General features: G+C 73.5%; 11 protein-coding genes. All 11 read left to right on the top strand.

Annotated elements, in window-relative coordinates; genetic code table 11:
- Positions 1–650: 650 nt before the first annotated feature.
- On the top strand, positions 651–1,928 hold the full coding sequence (locus tag ACIPW5_RS09645) for an MFS transporter (RefSeq protein ID WP_401242703.1): 1,278 nt from the start codon (positions 651–653) through the stop codon (positions 1,926–1,928).
- Positions 1,929–2,200: 272 nt separating this feature from the next.
- Positions 2,201–5,983 carry an amino acid adenylation domain-containing protein gene (locus ACIPW5_RS09640; protein ID WP_401242700.1) on the top strand — a complete coding sequence of 1,261 codons (3,783 nt, stop codon included), beginning with the start codon at positions 2,201–2,203 and terminating at the stop codon, positions 5,981–5,983.
- Complete coding sequence (locus tag ACIPW5_RS09635; protein ID WP_401242698.1) at positions 5,980–7,275, top strand: ATP-grasp domain-containing protein; 1,296 nt, start codon at positions 5,980–5,982, stop codon at positions 7,273–7,275. Before ACIPW5_RS09640 ends, ACIPW5_RS09635 begins: the two co-directional genes overlap by 4 nt.
- An 11-nt stretch (positions 7,276–7,286) precedes the next feature.
- Complete coding sequence (locus ACIPW5_RS09630; protein ID WP_401242695.1) at positions 7,287–8,255, top strand: peptidase; 969 nt, start codon at positions 7,287–7,289, stop codon at positions 8,253–8,255.
- A gap of 3 nt (positions 8,256–8,258) precedes the next feature.
- On the top strand, positions 8,259–10,079 hold the full coding sequence (gene asnB, locus ACIPW5_RS09625) for an asparagine synthase (glutamine-hydrolyzing) (protein ID WP_401242693.1): 1,821 nt from the start codon (positions 8,259–8,261) through the stop codon (positions 10,077–10,079).
- An 8-nt stretch (positions 10,080–10,087) separates the two neighbouring features.
- The gene (locus ACIPW5_RS09620; protein WP_401242691.1) at positions 10,088–10,918 is read left to right on the top strand and encodes a hypothetical protein; all 831 of its coding nucleotides are present in this window, start codon (positions 10,088–10,090) and stop codon (positions 10,916–10,918) included.
- A 12-nt stretch (positions 10,919–10,930) separates the two neighbouring features.
- On the top strand, positions 10,931–11,845 hold the full coding sequence (locus ACIPW5_RS09615) for an aminotransferase class IV (RefSeq protein WP_401242688.1): 915 nt from the start codon (positions 10,931–10,933) through the stop codon (positions 11,843–11,845).
- A 65-nt stretch (positions 11,846–11,910) separates the two neighbouring features.
- Positions 11,911–12,861 carry an AEC family transporter gene (locus ACIPW5_RS09610; protein WP_401242686.1) on the top strand — a complete coding sequence of 317 codons (951 nt, stop codon included), beginning with the start codon at positions 11,911–11,913 and terminating at the stop codon, positions 12,859–12,861.
- A 40-nt stretch (positions 12,862–12,901) separates the two neighbouring features.
- Entirely contained in the window at positions 12,902–13,864 is a 963-nt protein-coding gene (locus tag ACIPW5_RS09605) for a TauD/TfdA dioxygenase family protein (RefSeq protein WP_401242683.1), read from the top strand.
- A 60-nt stretch (positions 13,865–13,924) separates the two neighbouring features.
- Entirely contained in the window at positions 13,925–14,893 is a 969-nt protein-coding gene (locus ACIPW5_RS09600) for a cyclase family protein (RefSeq protein ID WP_401242680.1), read from the top strand.
- 123 nt (positions 14,894–15,016) lie between these two features.
- Positions 15,017–17,770: a SpoIIE family protein phosphatase gene (locus ACIPW5_RS09595; protein WP_401242678.1), complete on the top strand. Its 2,754-nt coding sequence runs from the start codon at positions 15,017–15,019 to the stop codon at positions 17,768–17,770.
- Positions 17,771–17,776 lie beyond the last annotated feature (6 nt).

Genomic DNA, 17,776 nt, shown 5'->3' with positions numbered 1-17,776 from the left:
GCGGGCGGTGCGGGTACGGCCGGTGGCGATCGTGGGCCCGTGCCCGGCGTCGCGGGCCGAAGCCCGGCAGGGGTGTCACCCGGAAGGGGGTCCGGGCGCCGCCACCTGGTGGAGCGGCGGACCCTGCCGGGCGCCGCCGCGCGCCGCGTCGGTCGGGGTCCGGTCGGGACGGCGGGGGCGGTCCTGTTCCCCGCGCCCTGGGCCGCACCCGAACGAGCACGGACCGGCACGGCCGATGCCGGGCGACGACGGCGGAAACCAGCCAGGGCGCGCGCCTCCAGGGCCGCGAGCCGGTTCGACGGCCTCCTCCGCGCCGACCTCCCCGCCGGGCCCCGCGCCCGCCCGCCAGAAGGGCCCGCCCACCCCTCTTTAGGCGGAATCAAACCCTCCGGCCCTATACCCATACCGGCCGGTAGGGGTAGGGCGTCGACCGTATCTGCACATGATTTTTCTTCGGGCTTTACCCGATCCGGGGATTTCGCCCATGTGACCGGGGTCACAGGGATATTTCCTGGACAGCCCGATGTCGATCAAGTTTCGATATGGCCTGCGGCGCCGACGATCTCGGCCCGCGACCACGGGGAAATTCCCGAATCTTGTCGTTGGCAACGGCGCTTAACGAGGGGTGGGGGCGTGTCAGTGATCCTGGCGTGCGCACGAGGAAGAATCACGACGTCGGAACGCGGGGACCGCACAGCGGCAACACGATGCTGAGCCGGCTGCTCCCGCCCGCCGGCCCGGCCCGCGTCCTCACCGGCATCACCCTGGTGCACACCCTCGGGCAGGGCCTCTGGATGGCACTGAGCGCCATCTACGCGACCACCGTGCTCGGGCTGTCGCCCGGCCGCTTCGCCGTGGGCGTCGGCATCGCCGCCGGCATCGCGCTGCTGGTCAGCACGCCCACGGGGCACCTGGCCGACCGCATCGGACCGCGCTCGGTGCAGATCTGCTCCTTCCTCGCGCTCGGGCCGCTCACGGCCGCCCTGCTCGTGGTCGACGGCTTCGCCTCGTACCTGCTGGTCATCAGCGCCCAGGCGGTGGCCTACAGCGCCAGCCGCAGCGCCCGGATGGCCATGGTCGCCGGGCTGGTGCCGCCGCAGGACCGGGTCTCGGTCCGCGCCTACCTGCGGGCCACCAGCAACGTGAGCGTCTCCGTCGGAGCCGCCCTGGCGGGCCTGCTGCTCGCGGCGGACTCGGTGCGGGCGTACCAGGCGGCCGTCGTCTTCAACGCCTCCACCTACCTGGCGACGGGGCTGCTGACCCTGCTGCTGCCCGCCGTGGCGGCGCAGCCGGCCCGCCCCGGACCGGCCCTGACGGTCCTGCGGGACCGGCCCTACCTGGCCTTCGTGGTGCTGGACGGCCTGCTGTCCATGCACAACCTGCTGCTCGACGTCGTCCTGCCTCTGTGGGTGCTGCACCGCACCCACGCACCCCGCTGGATGATCGCGGCGATCCTGCTGACCAACACGGTCGCCGTGGTCCTCCTCCAGGTCAGGGCGGCGCGCGGGACGGACGAGCCGACGGCTGCGGCCAAGGCCTCGCGGTCCGGGGCGCTGTGCCTCGCGGCCGCGTGCGTGATCTTCTCCTTCAGCGGGGGAACCTCCGCGGCCGTCGCCGGGGCCCTGCTGTTCCTGGGCGCGCTGGCGCACGTCCTGGGCGAGATCCGGCAGTCCGCGGGCAGCTGGGGCATGTCGTTCGCACTGGCGCCCGAGCATGCCCAGGGCCAGTACCAGGGCACCTACGCCATGGGTTCCGACCTGGGCAAGATGATCGCCCCGGCGCTGCTGACCTGGCTCGCCGTCGACCACGGGGGCCCCGGCTGGCTGGTCATGGCCCTCGGGTTCGCGCTGGCCGGAGCCGCCATGCCGCGCATCGCGGCATGGGCGCGCCGGGAGCGGGAAGCCGCTCCGGACGCCGTCGCCGCGTGAGCCCGCACCCGGCCGGCACGGGCATCGGCCACTGACCGCCGTTTCCGTTCCGGTTTCTACTTTCCACCATTCACCATTCACTCACCTTTCCTTTCCCGCGTTTTCGCGCACCGCTCCGGACATGACCGATTTCGGGCCGGTGGATTCTCGGGATACGCAAACACCCCGCCACGGAGCATTCAATTGGGCGGGGCCGGATATCTGCGCGGCGTGTCCATTCGGCATGCCCGGCGCACGCCAGTCGAACGAAATGCAACGAGGGGACCATCACTGTGGGCGACATTTCCGCCGACTCACCTCAGGCCCTGCACCTGCCCGTCCGCGACTCCGGGCACGGCGCCCCGGACGGCGCGGGCCGGGGTACGCACTCCTGGTCCGGGGCCACGTGGCCGCCGGACGGGCCGACCGGAGCCGGGCCCGCCGACCTGTGGCACGCGGCGTTCGCGGTCCTCGTGCACCGCTACAGCGGTCAGGACGACGTCCTGCTGGGCCGGGCGGGCGGCGCGCACGGTGCGCCGGTCGCCGTCCGCTCCCGCCCCGCGCCGGAGCAGTCCCTGCCCGCCCTCGCCCGGGAGTTCGCCGCCGCCCACCACGAGGCCGTGCGGACGTCCGTGCCCGGCACCGCGGCCGACCTCGGCGGCGGCCTGCGGGCGGGCTTCCTGGAGTCGGACGGCACCACCCCCGTACCGGAGGGCTTCGCGCTCCTGCTGGAGGCCCGGCCGGCACCGGAGGGCCCGCTGTTCACCCTGCACTACGACCGGGCCCTGTTCCCCGGCACCCTGATCGCGCGGATGGCCGCGAACCTGGACACCCTGCTGGCGGACGCCGCCGCCCGCCCCGGGACACCCGCGGCCGAGCTGGCCCTGCTGTCCCCCGAGGAGTACCGCCGGGTCGTGCACGGGTTCAACGACACGGCCCTGCCCTACGACCGCGACACCCCGCTGCACGCCCTCGTGGCGGCCCAGGCCGCCCGCACCCCCGACGCGCCCGCCGTCGAATGGCGGGGCAGCACGCTCACGTACCGGGAGCTCGACCGCCAGGCCAACCGGCTGGCCCGGTCCCTGGCCTCCCACGGGATCGTCCCGGGCTCGCGGATCGGCCTCTCCCTGGGCCGTACGCACCACGCGGTCGCCCTGCTGCTCGCCGTCCACAAGGCGGGCTGCGCGTACGTGCCCCTCGACCCCGCCTACCCCGCGGACCGGCTGGCCGCCATCGCCTCCACCGCCGACCTGGCCGCCGTCGTCCACGACGGCGACGGGGCGCCCGGGTGGCTCGGCGCGGGGGGCGTGCGCGCACTGCCGTGGCAGGAGCTGCGGGAGAAGGCGGACTCGGAGGACGAACGGCCGCCGGCCGTCACGGTCGACCCGTCCGCCACCACCCACCTGATCCACACCTCCGGCTCCACCGGCCTCCCCAAGGGCGTGGTGATCAGTCACCGCAACGTGGTGGCCCTGCTGGCCTGGGCCCGGCAGACGTACGGGGCCGAGGACCTGCGACGCGTCCTCTTCTCCACCTCCCTCAACTTCGACCTGTCGGTGTACGAGCTGTGGGCCCCCCTCACCCGGGGCGGCTGCGTCGTCGTCGTGGACAACGTCCTCGCGCTCACCGAGGACGAAGGGCTGCGGCCGACCCTCGTCAACACCGTGCCCAGCGCCCTGAACGTGCTGCTCCAGCGCGGGGCGGTGCCCGCCTCCACCCGCGTGCTGAACGTGGCCGGCGAGCCGCTGTCCCGGGAGCTGGTGAACGGGGCCTTCGCCGCCACCGCCGTCGAGCGGCTCTACAACCTCTACGGGCCCTCCGAGGACACCACCTACTCCACCTGGAAGTGCTTCACCGGCCCCACCGACGGCGCACCCACCATCGGCGTGCCCGTCCACAACACCACCGCGTTCCTGCTGGACCCGCTCGGCCGGCCCGTCCCGCTGGGCGCCACCGGCGAACTCCACCTCGGCGGCGACGGCCTGGCCGCCGGCTACATCAACGACCCCGAACGCACGGCGGCCTCCTTCGTCGACGCCCCGGCGCACCTCGGGGAGGTGCAGGGCGGGCGGCTGTACCGGACCGGCGACCTGGCCCGGTGGACGGAGGAGGGCGAACTCCGCTTCCTGGGCCGCCGGGACAACCAGGTGAAGGTGCGCGGCTTCCGGATCGAGCTCGGCGAGCTGGAGGCGGCACTGCGCGGCGTCGTCGGGCTGCGGGACGTCGCGGCGCTGGCCGTGCGGAGCGGGGACGACACCCGGCTGGTCTGCTACGTGGGCCTGGAGGGCGACGAGGTCGCCGTCGAGGCCATGGCCGCCCACCTGCGGGCCAAGCTGCCGCACTACATGCAGCCCGCGAGGATCGTCGTCGAGGAGCGGCTGCCGCGGCTGCCCAACGGCAAGGTCGACCGCAAGGCCCTGGGCGCCCGGGACGTCGACTGGGGGCGGCCCGACACCGGCACGGACGTCTTCGACGACCCGGACGAGGCCGAGGTGGCCGCGGTCTGGTCCGATCTGCTCGGCCTGTCCCGGGTCTCCCCCGCCCTGGACTTCTTCTCCGTGGGCGGCCATTCGCTGCTCGCCACCCTGCTGGCGGCGCGCCTGTCCGACGCGGCCGGACGGCCCGTCCGGGTGGCCGAGATCTACCGCCACCGCACCCTCGCCGAGCAGGCCGCCCTGCTGCGCCGCACCCGCGCGGAAGCGGCCGCGGCCCCGGCCGAGGCGGGCCCGGCGCAGCGGCTGCGCGCCGTCGCCGAGACCCTGCGCGAGTCCGCGCACGGCCACGGGGTGCCGGGGGCCGGCGCCGCCGTGTTCCTGGACGGCACCCTGGAGCTCACCTACCACGGCGTCACCGACACCGTCTCCGGCGCCGCGTACGGGGCGGACACCCGCCAGCGCGTCACCTGCGTCACCAAGCCGATGCTGGCCTTCGTCGCGCTGCGCCTGGTGGACCGGGGCCTGCTGGGGCTGGACCAGCCGCTGGACGAACTGCTGCCGCAGGCGTTCCGGCGCCGCGACGGGGGCACCGTGAAGGTGACCCTGCGCCACCTCCTGTCCCACACCAGCGGGGTCGACGACTCGTACGAGGTCTGGCACGACACCGGCCTGCCGGACCTCGGTTCCTACATCGCCACCCTGCCCGCCTACGGCCAGCTGTTCGAGCCGGGCGAGGTGTTCGCGTACTCGGCGGTGGGCACCTCGATCGTCGCCGCGCTGATCGAGGAGCTGCTCGGGGTGCCCTGGCGGCGCGCCGTCACCGAGCTGCTGCTCGCCCCGCTCGGGATCCGGGAGGTCCCCGAGACCCTCACGGAGGGCGGCCACTACGGGGGCGCCGTCTCCGTCGGCTACGTGTGGACCGAGAAGGAGAAGGGCTACCTGCGCCACGACCCGCCGCCGCAGACCATCGCCGACGACGCGGCCGGCTCGTTCTCCGTCTGCCTCACCCTGGAGGAGCTGGCGCGGATCGCGATGCTGGCCGTCGACGACGGGGTGGCCCCGGGCGGGGAGCGCCTGCTCTCGGCCGGGCTGGCGCGGGAGATGCGCACGCCGCAGGTGCCCGTCCCCGGCCACCACTTCATGCACGCCTGGGGCCTGGGCTGGCTGATGTTCGGGCCGTCCGCCTTCGGCTTCAACTCCAACGGCAGCGGCCACCACAACTTCATCCAGATCTTCCCCGAGGAGCGCTCCTTCCTGCTGCTGCTCGCCAACGCCTACCCGGCCTTCGGCCTCTACGAGGACCTGCTGCGCTCCCTCACCGGCGAGGGCCTCATCCGCACCGGCCGCCCGTTCGAGATGGAACTCGCCGACTGCGCCGGGCTGTACGCCTCCGACGGGTACCGGCTGGAGGTCCTGCACGGCGAGGCGGAGCACCTGCGGTACGCGTACGCGGAGCGGCAGCCGGACGCCTCGTGGCTGTGCCTGGACGAGGGCGACCTGGTGCTGTCCGGCGCCGGGGGCTTCAGTTCCATGTCCGAGAGGAACGTCCTCGCCGGTTCGATCTCCTTCATCCCCACCCCCGGTACCGCCGTCCCGGGATTCGTCCGCATCGGCCAGCGCTTCGCGAGGAAGACACGATGACCGACCCGAACCACCCCCCGCACCCGTCCGCACCCGCCGCCCGGCACGTGGTCTTCGTGACCTGGAAGACGGGGAACGCCCCGGCGTTCGAGGCCGCCAAGCGGCTCGGCCACCACGTGACGCTCATCCGCTCGCTGCTGATGGAGCAGGCGCAGAACGTCGACTTCGACGCCTCCCCGTACGCGCGTTTCGTCGACCGGGTCCACGTGCTGAAGGACGCCACCGACTTCGCGGCGCTGCGCTCCTGCGTCCTGGACGTCCACCGGGAGCGGCCGGTGGACGCCTTCGTCGCCACCGTCGACGCCCTGGTGGTGCCCGTCGCGCGGATCGCCGAGGAGATCGGGGTGCCCTTCACCGACGCGGGCGCCGCCGAGGCGGCCAAGCAGAAGAACCGCTGCCGGGAGATCCTCGCGGCCGCCGGGGTGGACACCACCCGGCACGCGCTGGTGGGCGGTTTCGAGGAGGCCGCCGCCTTCGCGGACGCCGCGGGCTACCCCGTCGTCGTCAAGCCCGCCCGCGGTTCGGGGAGCGAGGGCGCCCACGTCGTCGCGGACGCGGACCGGCTGGCCGGGGTCCTGGCGGAGGCCGCGGACGACGCGTACGCGGCCGGGATCCTCGTCGAGGAGTACCTGGAGGGACGCTTCCTGTCCGCCGAGATCGGACTCGTGCACGGGCGGTTCCTGCGGCTCGCGGTGAGCGAGCGCTCCACCTGGGACCGGCACGAGGCCCTGGAGACGGGGACGACGATCCCGGCGGGCATCTCCGCCGAGGAGCACGACCGGGTGATGCGCTTCGCGGAGGAGGTGGTCTCCGCGGTCGGGCTGCGGCTGGGGATCTTCCACGTGGAGGTCATGCTGGGCACGGACGGCACGCCCCGGCTGATCGAGCTCAACCCCCGCATCATGGGCTCCTGCCTGCCCAACCTGTTCCGGCTCGCGGGCGGCGGGGACATCTTCGAGCTGCTCGTGCGGATCCATCTGAACGAGCCGATCGAGCGCGGCCCGACGGTCTTCGACAGGTACGCGACCGTCCGCTGGTTCGGCGCCGCCGACCGGGTGCCCGCCCCCGAGCGGGTCCCGGACCTCGGCTGGGCCGCCGAGGAGTACGGCGACAGCCTGCACGCGCTGACGGTCCGCTTCCCCGAGGGGGACACCCTGCCGCCCTGCCGGGGCAACCTCGGCAACTTCGGCGAGGTGCAGGTGGTCCACCCCGACCGCGCGACGTCCATACGCATCGCCGAGGAGGTCGTCGGGGGCATGGCCGACCGGCTCGGCATCGAGGTGACGAGGTGAGGACGACGACCATGACGACCACGACCGCCTTCTTCGACCAGACCCGCCGGCAGCTCGCCCGGCTGGGCCTCCCGGACGGGGACCCGCAGCTCGCGCCGGACTCGGACGCCGTCTTCGCGGACGGCGGGCACTTCCGCATCGAGGTGCCGACGGTGAACTCGGTGCAGGCCGCGGAGCGGCTGCTGCGCGAGAGCCGCCGCCGCGGCTTCACCGTCAACCGCATCACCGAGACCCGGGGCATGTACCGGCACACGGCCCGGGAGATCGGCGAGTACGTCGCGCTCGGCGAGGAGTTCGGGGCCGAGGTCCTGATGTCGGTCGGCCCGCGCGCCACCAACGACATCGGCGCCGGGGCGCAGACCCCCGAGGGCGCCCGGATCGGCTACCGGCTGCGCGGCCAGGAGCAGATCGTGCGCGCCGTCGAGGACGTCAAGCGCGGGATCGGGCTGGGCGTGCGCGGGTTCGTCGTCTACGACGAGGGCCTGCTGTGGGTGCTGGGGCGGCTGCGGACCGCCGGCGAGCTGCCGGCCGGGATCCACCTGAAGGTGTCCGCGCACTGCGGGCAGGGCAACCCGGCGTCGGCGCAGATGCTGGAGATGCTCGGCGCGAACAGCTTCAACCCGGTGCGCGACCTGACGCTGCCGATGATCGCGGCCCTGCGGCAGGCGGTGACGGTCCCGCTGGACCTGCACGTGGACAACCCGCGCAGCTCGGGCGGGTTCATCCGCACCTACGAGGCCCCCGACATCGTCCGGGTGGCGGCGCCGGTGTACCTGAAGACGGGCAACAGCGCCCTGGAGGGCCACGGCGTCAGCCCGACGCCCGCGCAGCTGGACGACATCCTGCGGCAGGTCGAGCTGGTCACCGAGTTCGTCGGCCGCCACCACCCCGGGGCCCGGCAGAGCCGCGCCGGAACCGCCGCCCGCTCCTTCGAGGCGGCCGGGAGCGTCCCCGCCCCCGGCCGCCGGACGGAGGGCTGAGGGATGTGCCGCATCCACGGCTGCTTCGGCGGGGAGCCCGCCGGGCGGGAAGTGCTCGACGCCGTCGCGGCGGCGATGGTCGAGGGCGGGCCGGACGCGCAGACCGTCCGGCGCGGTGACGGCTGGGCGCTCGGCAACAACCGGCTCGCCATCCAGGGCATCGCCGCCGGCGACCAGCCGTTCGTACGCGGGGCGCTGTGCTGCGTGTTCAACGGCGAGATCTACAACCACCGGCAGCTGCGCGCCGAGCTGACCGCGCACGGATATTCCTTCGAGGGCGACTGCGACGGCGACGTGCTGCTGCCGCTGTACGAGCTGTACGGCGACGCCTTCACCGGGCGGCTGGAGGGCATGTTCGCCATCGCGGTGGTCGACGAGCGCGAGGAGCCGTGCCTGAAGCTCTTCACCGACCACGCGGGCATGAAGTCGCTGTACTACTACGTGTCCGACGACGGCCGCCGGCTGTGCTTCGCCTCCGAGCTGCGGGCGCTGGCCCGCTTCCCGGACTTCCCCGACGCCCTCGACCCGCTCGCGGTCGACCGCTACCTCGGCGGGAAGGCGGTCTGGGGCCCGGGCACCGTGTACACCCGGGTCCGCACCCTGGAGCCCGGCTCGGTGCTGCGCTTCGCGAACGGCCGCGAGACCCTCACCCGTACGGCCCTGGAGCCCGCGGAGATCGACTGGCCGGGCGGCGCGCCGTCCGTCGACGCGGCGGCGGAGCTGCTGGACGGGCTGCTGCGCACCGAGATGGGCCGGATGCTCGACGCGGACGTCCCGGTGTGCGTGATCACCAGCGGCGGGCTCGACTCCAGCTACACCACCGCGCTCGCCGCCCACCTGGTGTCGGACGTGGCCTCGTTCAACATCGCCTACCGGGGCGACTGGCCGGCGGACGAGCGCCACTTCGCGGCGGAGGTGGCCCGCCACTGCGGGACCGAGCACCACCAGGTGCTCCTCGACCCCGCCTCCTTCCCCGCGCTGGTCGAGCGGTTCACCCGCCACCTCGACCAGCCGAACAACGCCCCGCACAGCCTGAGCACCTTCGCCCTGTTCGAGGCCGTGCACGACGCCGGGTTCAAGGTGGCCCTGACGGGCGACGGGGCGGACGAGCTGTTCGCCGGGTACGCACGCTTCACCAAGGCCGCCCGGGACGGCGATTCCGCCTGGCACCGCGCCTACCAGGACACCATGGCCGTCGCCGGCCCGGCCGCGCTCGGGCGGCTGTACACGCCCGGCTACCTGGAGCACGTACGGGCGGCCGGGGGCCACTTCGGGGACCTCGGCGGCGACGAGCTGGCGCGCCGGGTCCGCTCCGGCCCGCACGGGAAGCTGGAGACACTGCTGCGCTACGACCAGGCAGAGCGGTTCCCCTACTACATCCTGCGCCGGGTGGACCACCTGAGCATGGCGCACTCGGTGGAGGCCCGGATCCCGTTCCTCCAGCCGTCGGTGGTGCGCCTGGCGCACGCGCTGCCCGCCGCCGTGAAGGTGGCCGGTGACACCGTGAAGGCGCCGGTGGCGCGGGCGGCCCGCAGCTGGGTGCCGCGCAGCGTGATCGACCGGCCCAAGCAGCCGTTCACCCTGCCGGTGGCGGCGATGATCCGCCCGGGCGAGGCGCTGTACGACATGATCGGCGACCTCCTCCTGGGCCCCGGCGCCCGCTGCGGCGACTACGTCCGCCGGGACGCCGTCCACGAGCTCTTCCGCACCCAGACCGAGAGCCCGGGGGCGCACGCCGCCGAGCTGCTCTGGTCCCTCCTGATCCTGGAGACCTGGCTCTCCTGCCGCGGTCTGAACCCTTCCCCGCTCCCCGCCCAGAAATGAGACCGGAAATGACCGAAACGCCCGGGTCCCGGCCCGCCGTCACCTCCCTGCTCGCCGGCGTCACCAAGGCGGACATCCGCCGGGACCCGTTCCCGCACGTGGTGATCAGCGACGCGCTGCCGCAGGAGCTGTACGAAGCGCTGGCGAAGTCCATGCCGACCGCGGAGTACATCGGCGAGCGGATCGGCAAGCCGATCACCTCGAACGAGCGCTACAACTACATGTCCGAGATGGTGCTGGCCGACGGCACGATGGCGCAGGTGTGGAAGGACTTCGTGACCTACCACTCCTCCCCGGCCTTCTACGAGGAGTTCCTCGACCTCTTCCAGGAGGACCTGCTGGCCAACCTCCCGGACGCCGAGGAGCAGGTGGGCCCGCTGCGCGAGCTGCGGGTGGGCCGCCGCAACCGGGACTCCTTCGAGACGCACGACATCCTGCTGGACTGCACGGCCGTCATCAACTCGGCGGTCACCGGCCGCCCCTCGGCCTACCGGGGCCCGCACGTGGACAAGCCGCACAAGCTCTTCGGCGGGCTGTTCTACATGCGGCTGCCCGAGGACGACGCGACCGGCGGCGACCTGGTGCTCTACAAGTACCGGCCCGGCGCGCACAAGTTCCACACCAGCGCCTCCGAGTACGGTGACAACCGCTTCGACATCGACCCGCAGTACGTCGAGGAGGTCACGACCGTCCCCTACCGGAGCAACACCCTGGTGCTGTACCCGATCAACCCGCTCGCCCTGCACGGGGTGTCGGTGCGCAGCCTGACGCAGCACCAGCGGCGTTTCATCGCCCTCGTCGGGGACCTGCCGCGGCAGCTCTTCGACCTGGCGCTCTGAGGAGGGGCAGTCGTGATCCCCTTCGACCAGCGCACCGGCAAGATCTGGTACGACGGCGCCCTCGTGGACTGGGGCGACGCCCGGCTCCACGTGCTCAGCCACGGACTGCACTACGCCTCCAGCATCTTCGAGGGCATCCGCGTCTACGACGGCGAGCCCTTCATGCTGGAGGAGCACGTCGCGCGCCTCGGTGCCTCGGCGCGCATCCTCGACTTCGAGCTGGAGTACGCCGAGGAGGTGCTGTGCGCGGCCACCCGCGCGGTGGTCGCCGAGGCGGGCATCACCGAGGGCTACGTACGGATGAACGCCTGGCGCGGTTCGGAGATCATCCAGACCGCGGCGCTGAAGACGTCCGTGCACAGTTCGGTGGCGGCCTGGGAACTCCCGGCCGGCTACTACGCGGCGGAGGACGCCGTGGACCGGGGGATCTCCCTGGTCACGGGCCGCTACCGCAGGCCTTCGCCGGAGTACGCCCCGGTCAAGAGCAAGGCCGCCGGGAACTACATGATCGGCACGGTCAGCAAGAACGAGGCGCTGCGGGCGGGCTTCGACGACGCCCTGCTCCTCGACGACCGCGGGAACTTCGTCGAGGCGACCGGGGCGCACCTGTTCTTCACCAGGAACGGGGCGCTGTACACCCCGACGACCCGCTGCACCATCGACGGGATCACCCGGGCGTGCGTGCTGGCCATCGCCGCACGGGAGGGGATCGAGTGCGTGGTCACCGACCTGGCCCCGGCGTTCGCGGGCGAGGCCGACGGCGCGTTCCTGTGCGGAACCGCGTGTGAGATCCTCCCGGTCGGCCGCCTCGATGATCATCACTACGACGTCGCCGGCAACGCGGTGACGGGCAAGATCGTCACGGCTTACCGGGACCTGGTCCGGGGGCGCGCCGAGGTGCGCTTCCCCGGCGCCGGGGCCCGGTAGGAAGCCGTCGCGACAGGGAATCAGGCCTGCTCCCCGGAGGGGGCCGCAAGAGCAAGGGCACGTGCATGGGAGCGGTTGATGCTCTGGAAAAACTCGCACCGGTGGTGCTGGCCTTCGGCTGCGGGGTCGTCCTGGCGCGGCGGAAGGTGGTGCCGGCCGAGAGCTCGAAGGTGTTCGCGGACTACGCGTTCCTCTTCGCCGTGCCCTGCTTCCTCTTCGGGAACATCTACCGCAGCGACCTCGGGGCCCTGTTCAACTGGCGGGCCATCGGCGGTTACGCGGCCGCGGCCTGCGCCGCGGCCGCGCTGATCGGGGCACTGGCCTGGTTCCTGGGCGTACGCGACCCGCGCGGCGTGGCGCTGCGCATCATGGCGGCCGTCCAGGTGAACACGGCCTACTTCGCCGTGCCGGTGTTCATCATGCTGTTCGGGAACGCGGCGCCGATCTTCCCGGTGCTGCTGTTCCAGGTCTGCGTGCTGTCCCTGATCATCATCTCGATCATGGAGCTGGGGCGTCCGGACCGGGTCGGGAGTCCGGCCCGGCGGCTCGGGTCCGCCGTCGCCGCCTCGCTGATGACCCCCGTCGTGATCGCCTGCAACGCGGGCATCGTGCTCAACCTGCTGCCCGTCACGGTGCCCGGGGTCGTGCTCGACAGCTTCACCTTCGTCGGCGACAGCGCCTCGCCCGTCGCGCTGTTCGCCCTCGGCCTGCACCTGGGCGGAAGCGGGATCAAGATCCGCGGCACCACCGCGGAGGAGGTCTGGATCACCGGCTTCAAGTGTGTGGCACTGCCGCTGATCACCTACGCGGTGTGCCGGTTCGTCTTCGGGGTGGAGGGCGAGTGGCTGAGCTACCTCGTCCTGATCGCGGCGATGCCGGCGCCCCAGAACCTGTTCATCTTCGCCCAGCGCTACGACGTCGGGGTCGACATGTCGGCCTCCCTCGTCATCAAGAGCTCGGTGGTCGCGCTGCTGTTGCTCCCGCTGTGGACGCAGCTGGTGGCCCATCCGTCCTGAGACGGCCCGAGCCGTACCGATCTTCCAGAAAGGCACAACCGTGACGCAGACCGTGCAGCACTCCAGGATCTCCGTCGAGCAGGTCGCCGGCCGCATCGGGGCCGAGATCTCCGGGGTCGACCTGGGCCAGGAGCTCGACGAGGCCGTGGTGGCGGAGATCCGCCGGGCCGTCCTCGCCCACCGGGTCGTCTTCTTCCGGGGCCAGGACATCACCCACGCCCAGCACATAGCCTTCGGCCGCCGCTTCGGCGCGCTGACCCGCCGCGAGGGCAAGAAGCACGGCGTGCACCCCGAGGGGCACCCGGAGATCCTCACCGTCGACCCGAAGGCGGACACCGAGCGCTACGGGGCCGACTTCGAGGAGCACTACCGCCGCAAGTGGTCCTCCCCGCTGGCCGGCTGGCACAGCGACCTCACCCAGGCCGTGAACCCGCCCAGCCTCTCCATCCTGCGGGCCGAGCGGACCCCCGCCTTCGGCGGCGACACCCAGTGGACCAACACGGTCGCCGCGTACGAGGGCCTGTCGGCGCCGCTGCGCGAGTTCGTGGACGGGCTGACGGCCGAGCACGCCTTCTTCACGGCCGTGCACCTGCGCCACTCCGACGAGCGGGACCGCGAGATCCTGGGGATCTACTGCGAGGACCCGCAGGTGGCCGTCCACCCGGTGGTGCGGGTCCACCCGGAGACCGGCGAGAAGGCCCTGTTCGTCAGCCCCGGCTCGACCACCCGGATCACCGGGTTCACCGAGCTGGAGAGCCGCCACCTGCTGGAGCTGCTGTTCCAGCACCTGACCAGCGCCGAGTACACCGTCCGCTTCCGCTGGGAGCCGGGCAGCATCGCCCTCTGGGACAACCGCAGCACCTGCCACTTCGCGCCGACCGACTTCGCCCACCTCGACGTCGACCGGGTGATGCACCGCGTGACGGTCCTGGGGGAGCCGGCGCAGGGGCCGCGGGGGTTCGTCTCGCAGCTCGTGGAGGGGGAGCCGATGCGGGCCTGGTAGACGGCGGGCCCCGGCGGGCATAGAGGTCGGGCCACGGACGTACGGACCCCGGAGTGCCCCATGAGCCCCAGTGCCGCCGCTGCCCCCGCTCCCCCGCCGCAGGGCCCTCCGGGGGCGGCGGCCGTCTCCCGCCGGGAGTTCGACGCCCTGTTCGAGGCGGTCCGCACCTGGGGCCGCTGGGAGGAGGCCGGGCGCGGCGCCTGGAACCGGGTGACCGCCGACCACGTGCGCGGGGCCGCCGCGCTGGTCCGCTCGGGGACGGTCGTGCCCCTGGGGCGGCCCTGGGACACCGCCCCCGGGCCGGACAACGCGCGGCCGGCCCTGCACCACATGACCGACCTCGGCGACGTGGAGGAGCCGGAGCCGTCCGCGTACAAGGACTTCCTCGGCGCGGACTACCACGGCAAGTCGGTCAGCCACCTCGACGCGCTGTCGCACATCGGCTACCGGGGGCGACTCTACGACGGCCGGGCGGCTCACGAGGAGGCCGGTGCCGGGGGCGTGCGGTTCGGCTCCGTGGCGGACCTCGGCCCGCTGGTCGCCCGGGGCCTGCTGCTGGACCTGCCCGCCGTCCTCGGGGTGCCCTGGCTGGAGCCGGGGCACGCGGTCCGGGCGCGGGACGTCCTGGCCGCGGAGGAGGCCCTCGGCGTGCGGATCGGGGAGGGCGACGCGGTCCTGCTGCGCTCCGGACGGTTCCGCCGCCGCCGGGAGCTGGGCCCCTGGGACCCGGCGACGGGCAGCGCCGGCTGGCACGTGGACGCGGTGGCGCTGCTGGCGGAGCGGGCCGTGGCGCTGCTCGGGGCCGACGGGGACAGCGACGTACGGCCCTCGCCGGTGGAGGGTCTGCACTCGCCCGTGCACACCCTCGCCCTCACGGCGATGGGGGTGCCGCTGCTGGACAACCTCGACCTGGAGGCGCTCTCCGCCGCCTGCGCCGGGGCGGGACGGCACGCGTTCCTGCTCGTGGTGAGCCCGCTGAACGTGCCGGGCGGTACGGGTTCGCCCGTCAACCCGGTCGCCGTGCTGTGACCGGCTCCCGCACGGGCGGCCCGGCTCCCGCACGGCCGTCCCGGCCCCCACGCCCCGACAAAACCTGAGGAATATACTCAAAACCGGGCCATCGAGACTGCTCCGACGAGGGATGTGGTGCACATGGGCGTCGTCGACGACCGCACCGGCCCCGTGCAGTCCCGCGACCGCTTCCTGCACGGCGGCTCGGCCGAGTCGGTCGTGCGGAGCGTGCGCAGTCCGATCCTGAGTTCGTGGCAGCGCAGCATGCTGCTGGGGCTGTCCCCGGACCAGACCGAGCTGCCGTTCACCGAGGACTTCGACGCCGACGGCCCCGTCGTCCGTGCCGCCTCACCGGTGCTCGACCGGCTGGCGTCGCTCTTCGCCGGCAGCCGGATGAACATCTGCCTCGCCGACGGCCACGGCACCGTGCTCGAACGCCGCTTCGGCGACAAGTCGCTGGCCGGCCGGCTCCCGGCCATCCAGACCCAGCCCGGCTTCGTGTTCGCCGAGCGGGTCGCGGGGACGAACGGGATCGGCCTGACCCTCGCGGAGCGCCAGCTCGTCCAGGTCAACGGCGCCGAGCACTTCGCCGAGCGCTCCCAGTCCAGCGCCTGCACGGCGGCCCCCATCCGCGACCAGCTCAGCGGGCACATCGAGGGCGTCCTGTGCCTCGGCTACCCCTACACCGACGCCGACCCGGCCCTGGCCGCCATCGTCCGCCGGGCCGCCGAGGCCATCGAACGGAGGCTGATGGAGCAGAGTTCGGCGCGCGAGCGCGGGCTGCTCCAGGCCTACCTGGAGGCCGGGCTCCGGGTCCGGGCGCACGGGGACGCCCTCGACGGGCATCCGGTGGCCCTGGCCGAGCTGCTGCTGAGCGAGCTGGAGCAGAGCGACCACACGACCCTCAAGGAGAAGGCCACCGAGCTGCTGTCCGCCGCGCGCCGGGCGGCCGAGGAGGTGTCCCTGTCCCACGGCCGCCGGGTCACCCTCGTCAGCCGGCCCGTGACCGGCCCGGACGGGGTGGAGGGGATGGTCGTCGAGGCGCTGCTGCCCGACGAGGAGGAGCACCACGCCCCCGCCCCCGCACCCCTGCACGCCCACGCCGCCCCGCCTCCGGCCGGGAGCCCGCCCGCCGGCGCCCCGGCCTCCCGCTCCGGTACCGGAGGGGTCCGGGGGCTGGTGCTGGTCGGCGAGCCGGAGGTGGGCAAGTACGCCGTCGCGGCCCGCCGGCGCCTGGAGCTGCTCGCCGAGGCCAGCACCCGGATCGGCACCACCCTCGACGTGGGCCGCACCGCCCGGGAGCTGGCCGAGACCGCGGTCCCGAGACTGGCGGACTTCGTCACCGTCGACGTGCCCGAGTCGGTGCTGCGCGGCGAGGAGTCCGGCGACCCGACCGGGGAGCTGCACCGCACGGTGGTCCACGGCATCCGCGACGACTGCCCCTTCTACCCGGTCGGGATGCGGCTGGAGCTGCGCCCGACCACGCCCCACATGCGCTCCCTGGCCACCGGCCAGCCGGTGCTGGAGCCCGAACTGAAGGCGGCCTTCGGCTGGATCGCCCAGGACCCCGAGCACTCCGAGCTGCTCCTCGCCCACAACGTCCACTCGCTGATCACCGTGCCGCTGCTCGCGCGGGGCGTCGTCCTCGGCGTCGCCTGCTTCTACCGCTCCCGCAACCCCGCCCCGTACGGGGACGACGACCGCTCCCTCGCCCAGGAACTCGCCGCACGCGCCGCCCTGTGCATCGACAACGCCCGCCGCTACACCCGCGAGCACACCCTGGCCCTGAGCCTCCAGCGCAGCCTGCTCCCGCACGGGCTGCCCGAGCAGAGCGCCGTCGAGGTGGCCCACCGCTACCTGCCCGCCGAATCCGGGGTGGGCGGCGACTGGTTCGACGTCATCCCGCTGTCCGGTACCCGCGTCGCCCTCCTCGTCGGCGACGTGGTCGGGCACGGACTGCACGCGGCGGCGACCATGGGCCGGCTGCGCACCGCCGCCCGCAACTTCGCCGAGCTGGAGCTCGCCCCCGACGAACTGCTCACCCACCTGGACAACCTGATGGTGCGCCTGGACCGCGAGGAGGGCGGGGACGACCCGGCCCTCGGCAGCAGCGCGATCGTCGGCGCCACCTGCCTGTACGCGGTCTACGACCCGACCACGCAGCTGTGCACGATGGCCCGCGCCGGGCACCCGCCGCCCGCCCTGCTGCTGCCCGACGGCAGCGTGACCTTCCCCGACCTGCCCGCAGGGCCCCCGCTGGGCCTGGGCGGCCTGCCGTTCGAGTCCGCCGAGGTCCACCTCCCGGAGAACAGCCGGCTGATCCTCTACACGGACGGGCTCATCGAGGACCGCCACCGCGACATCGACCTCGCCCTCGAAGAGCTGCACCGCACCCTGGCGGCCGACCCCGGCCGCTCCCCCGAGGACACCTGCCGGGCGGTCCTGGACGCCCTCGCGCCCGAGCACCCCGCCGACGACATCGCGCTGCTGGTCGCCCGTACCCACGCCACTCCCCCGGACCGGATCGCCGCCTGGGAGCTGCCGGCCGACCCGGCCCGCGTCGGCGAGGTCCGGGCCGCGGCCGTGGAGCAGCTGGCCCGGTGGGGCCTGGAGGAGTCGGCCTTCGCCGCGGAGCTGCTGCTGAGCGAGCTGGTCACCAACGGGATCCGGTACGGCGGCGGTGAGCCCGTGCGGGTGCGCCTGATCCACGACCGCACGCTGATCTGCGAGGTGTACGACTCCAGCAACACCGCCCCGCGCATGCGCCAGGCGGCCAACACCGACGAGGGCGGCCGGGGCCTGTTCCTCGTGGCGCAGCTCGCCCAGGCCTGGGGCACCCGCTACACGCCCGACGGAAAGGTCATCTGGGCGGAGTTCGCCCTCGACGCGGCGTGACCGGGT

The organism is Streptomyces sp. NPDC090077 (genome assembly GCF_044747545.1).
GTDB lineage: Bacteria > Actinomycetota > Actinomycetes > Streptomycetales > Streptomycetaceae > Streptomyces.
Note: the sequence above shows the minus strand (reverse complement) of the source record. Positions and strands in the feature narration are given on the sequence as shown.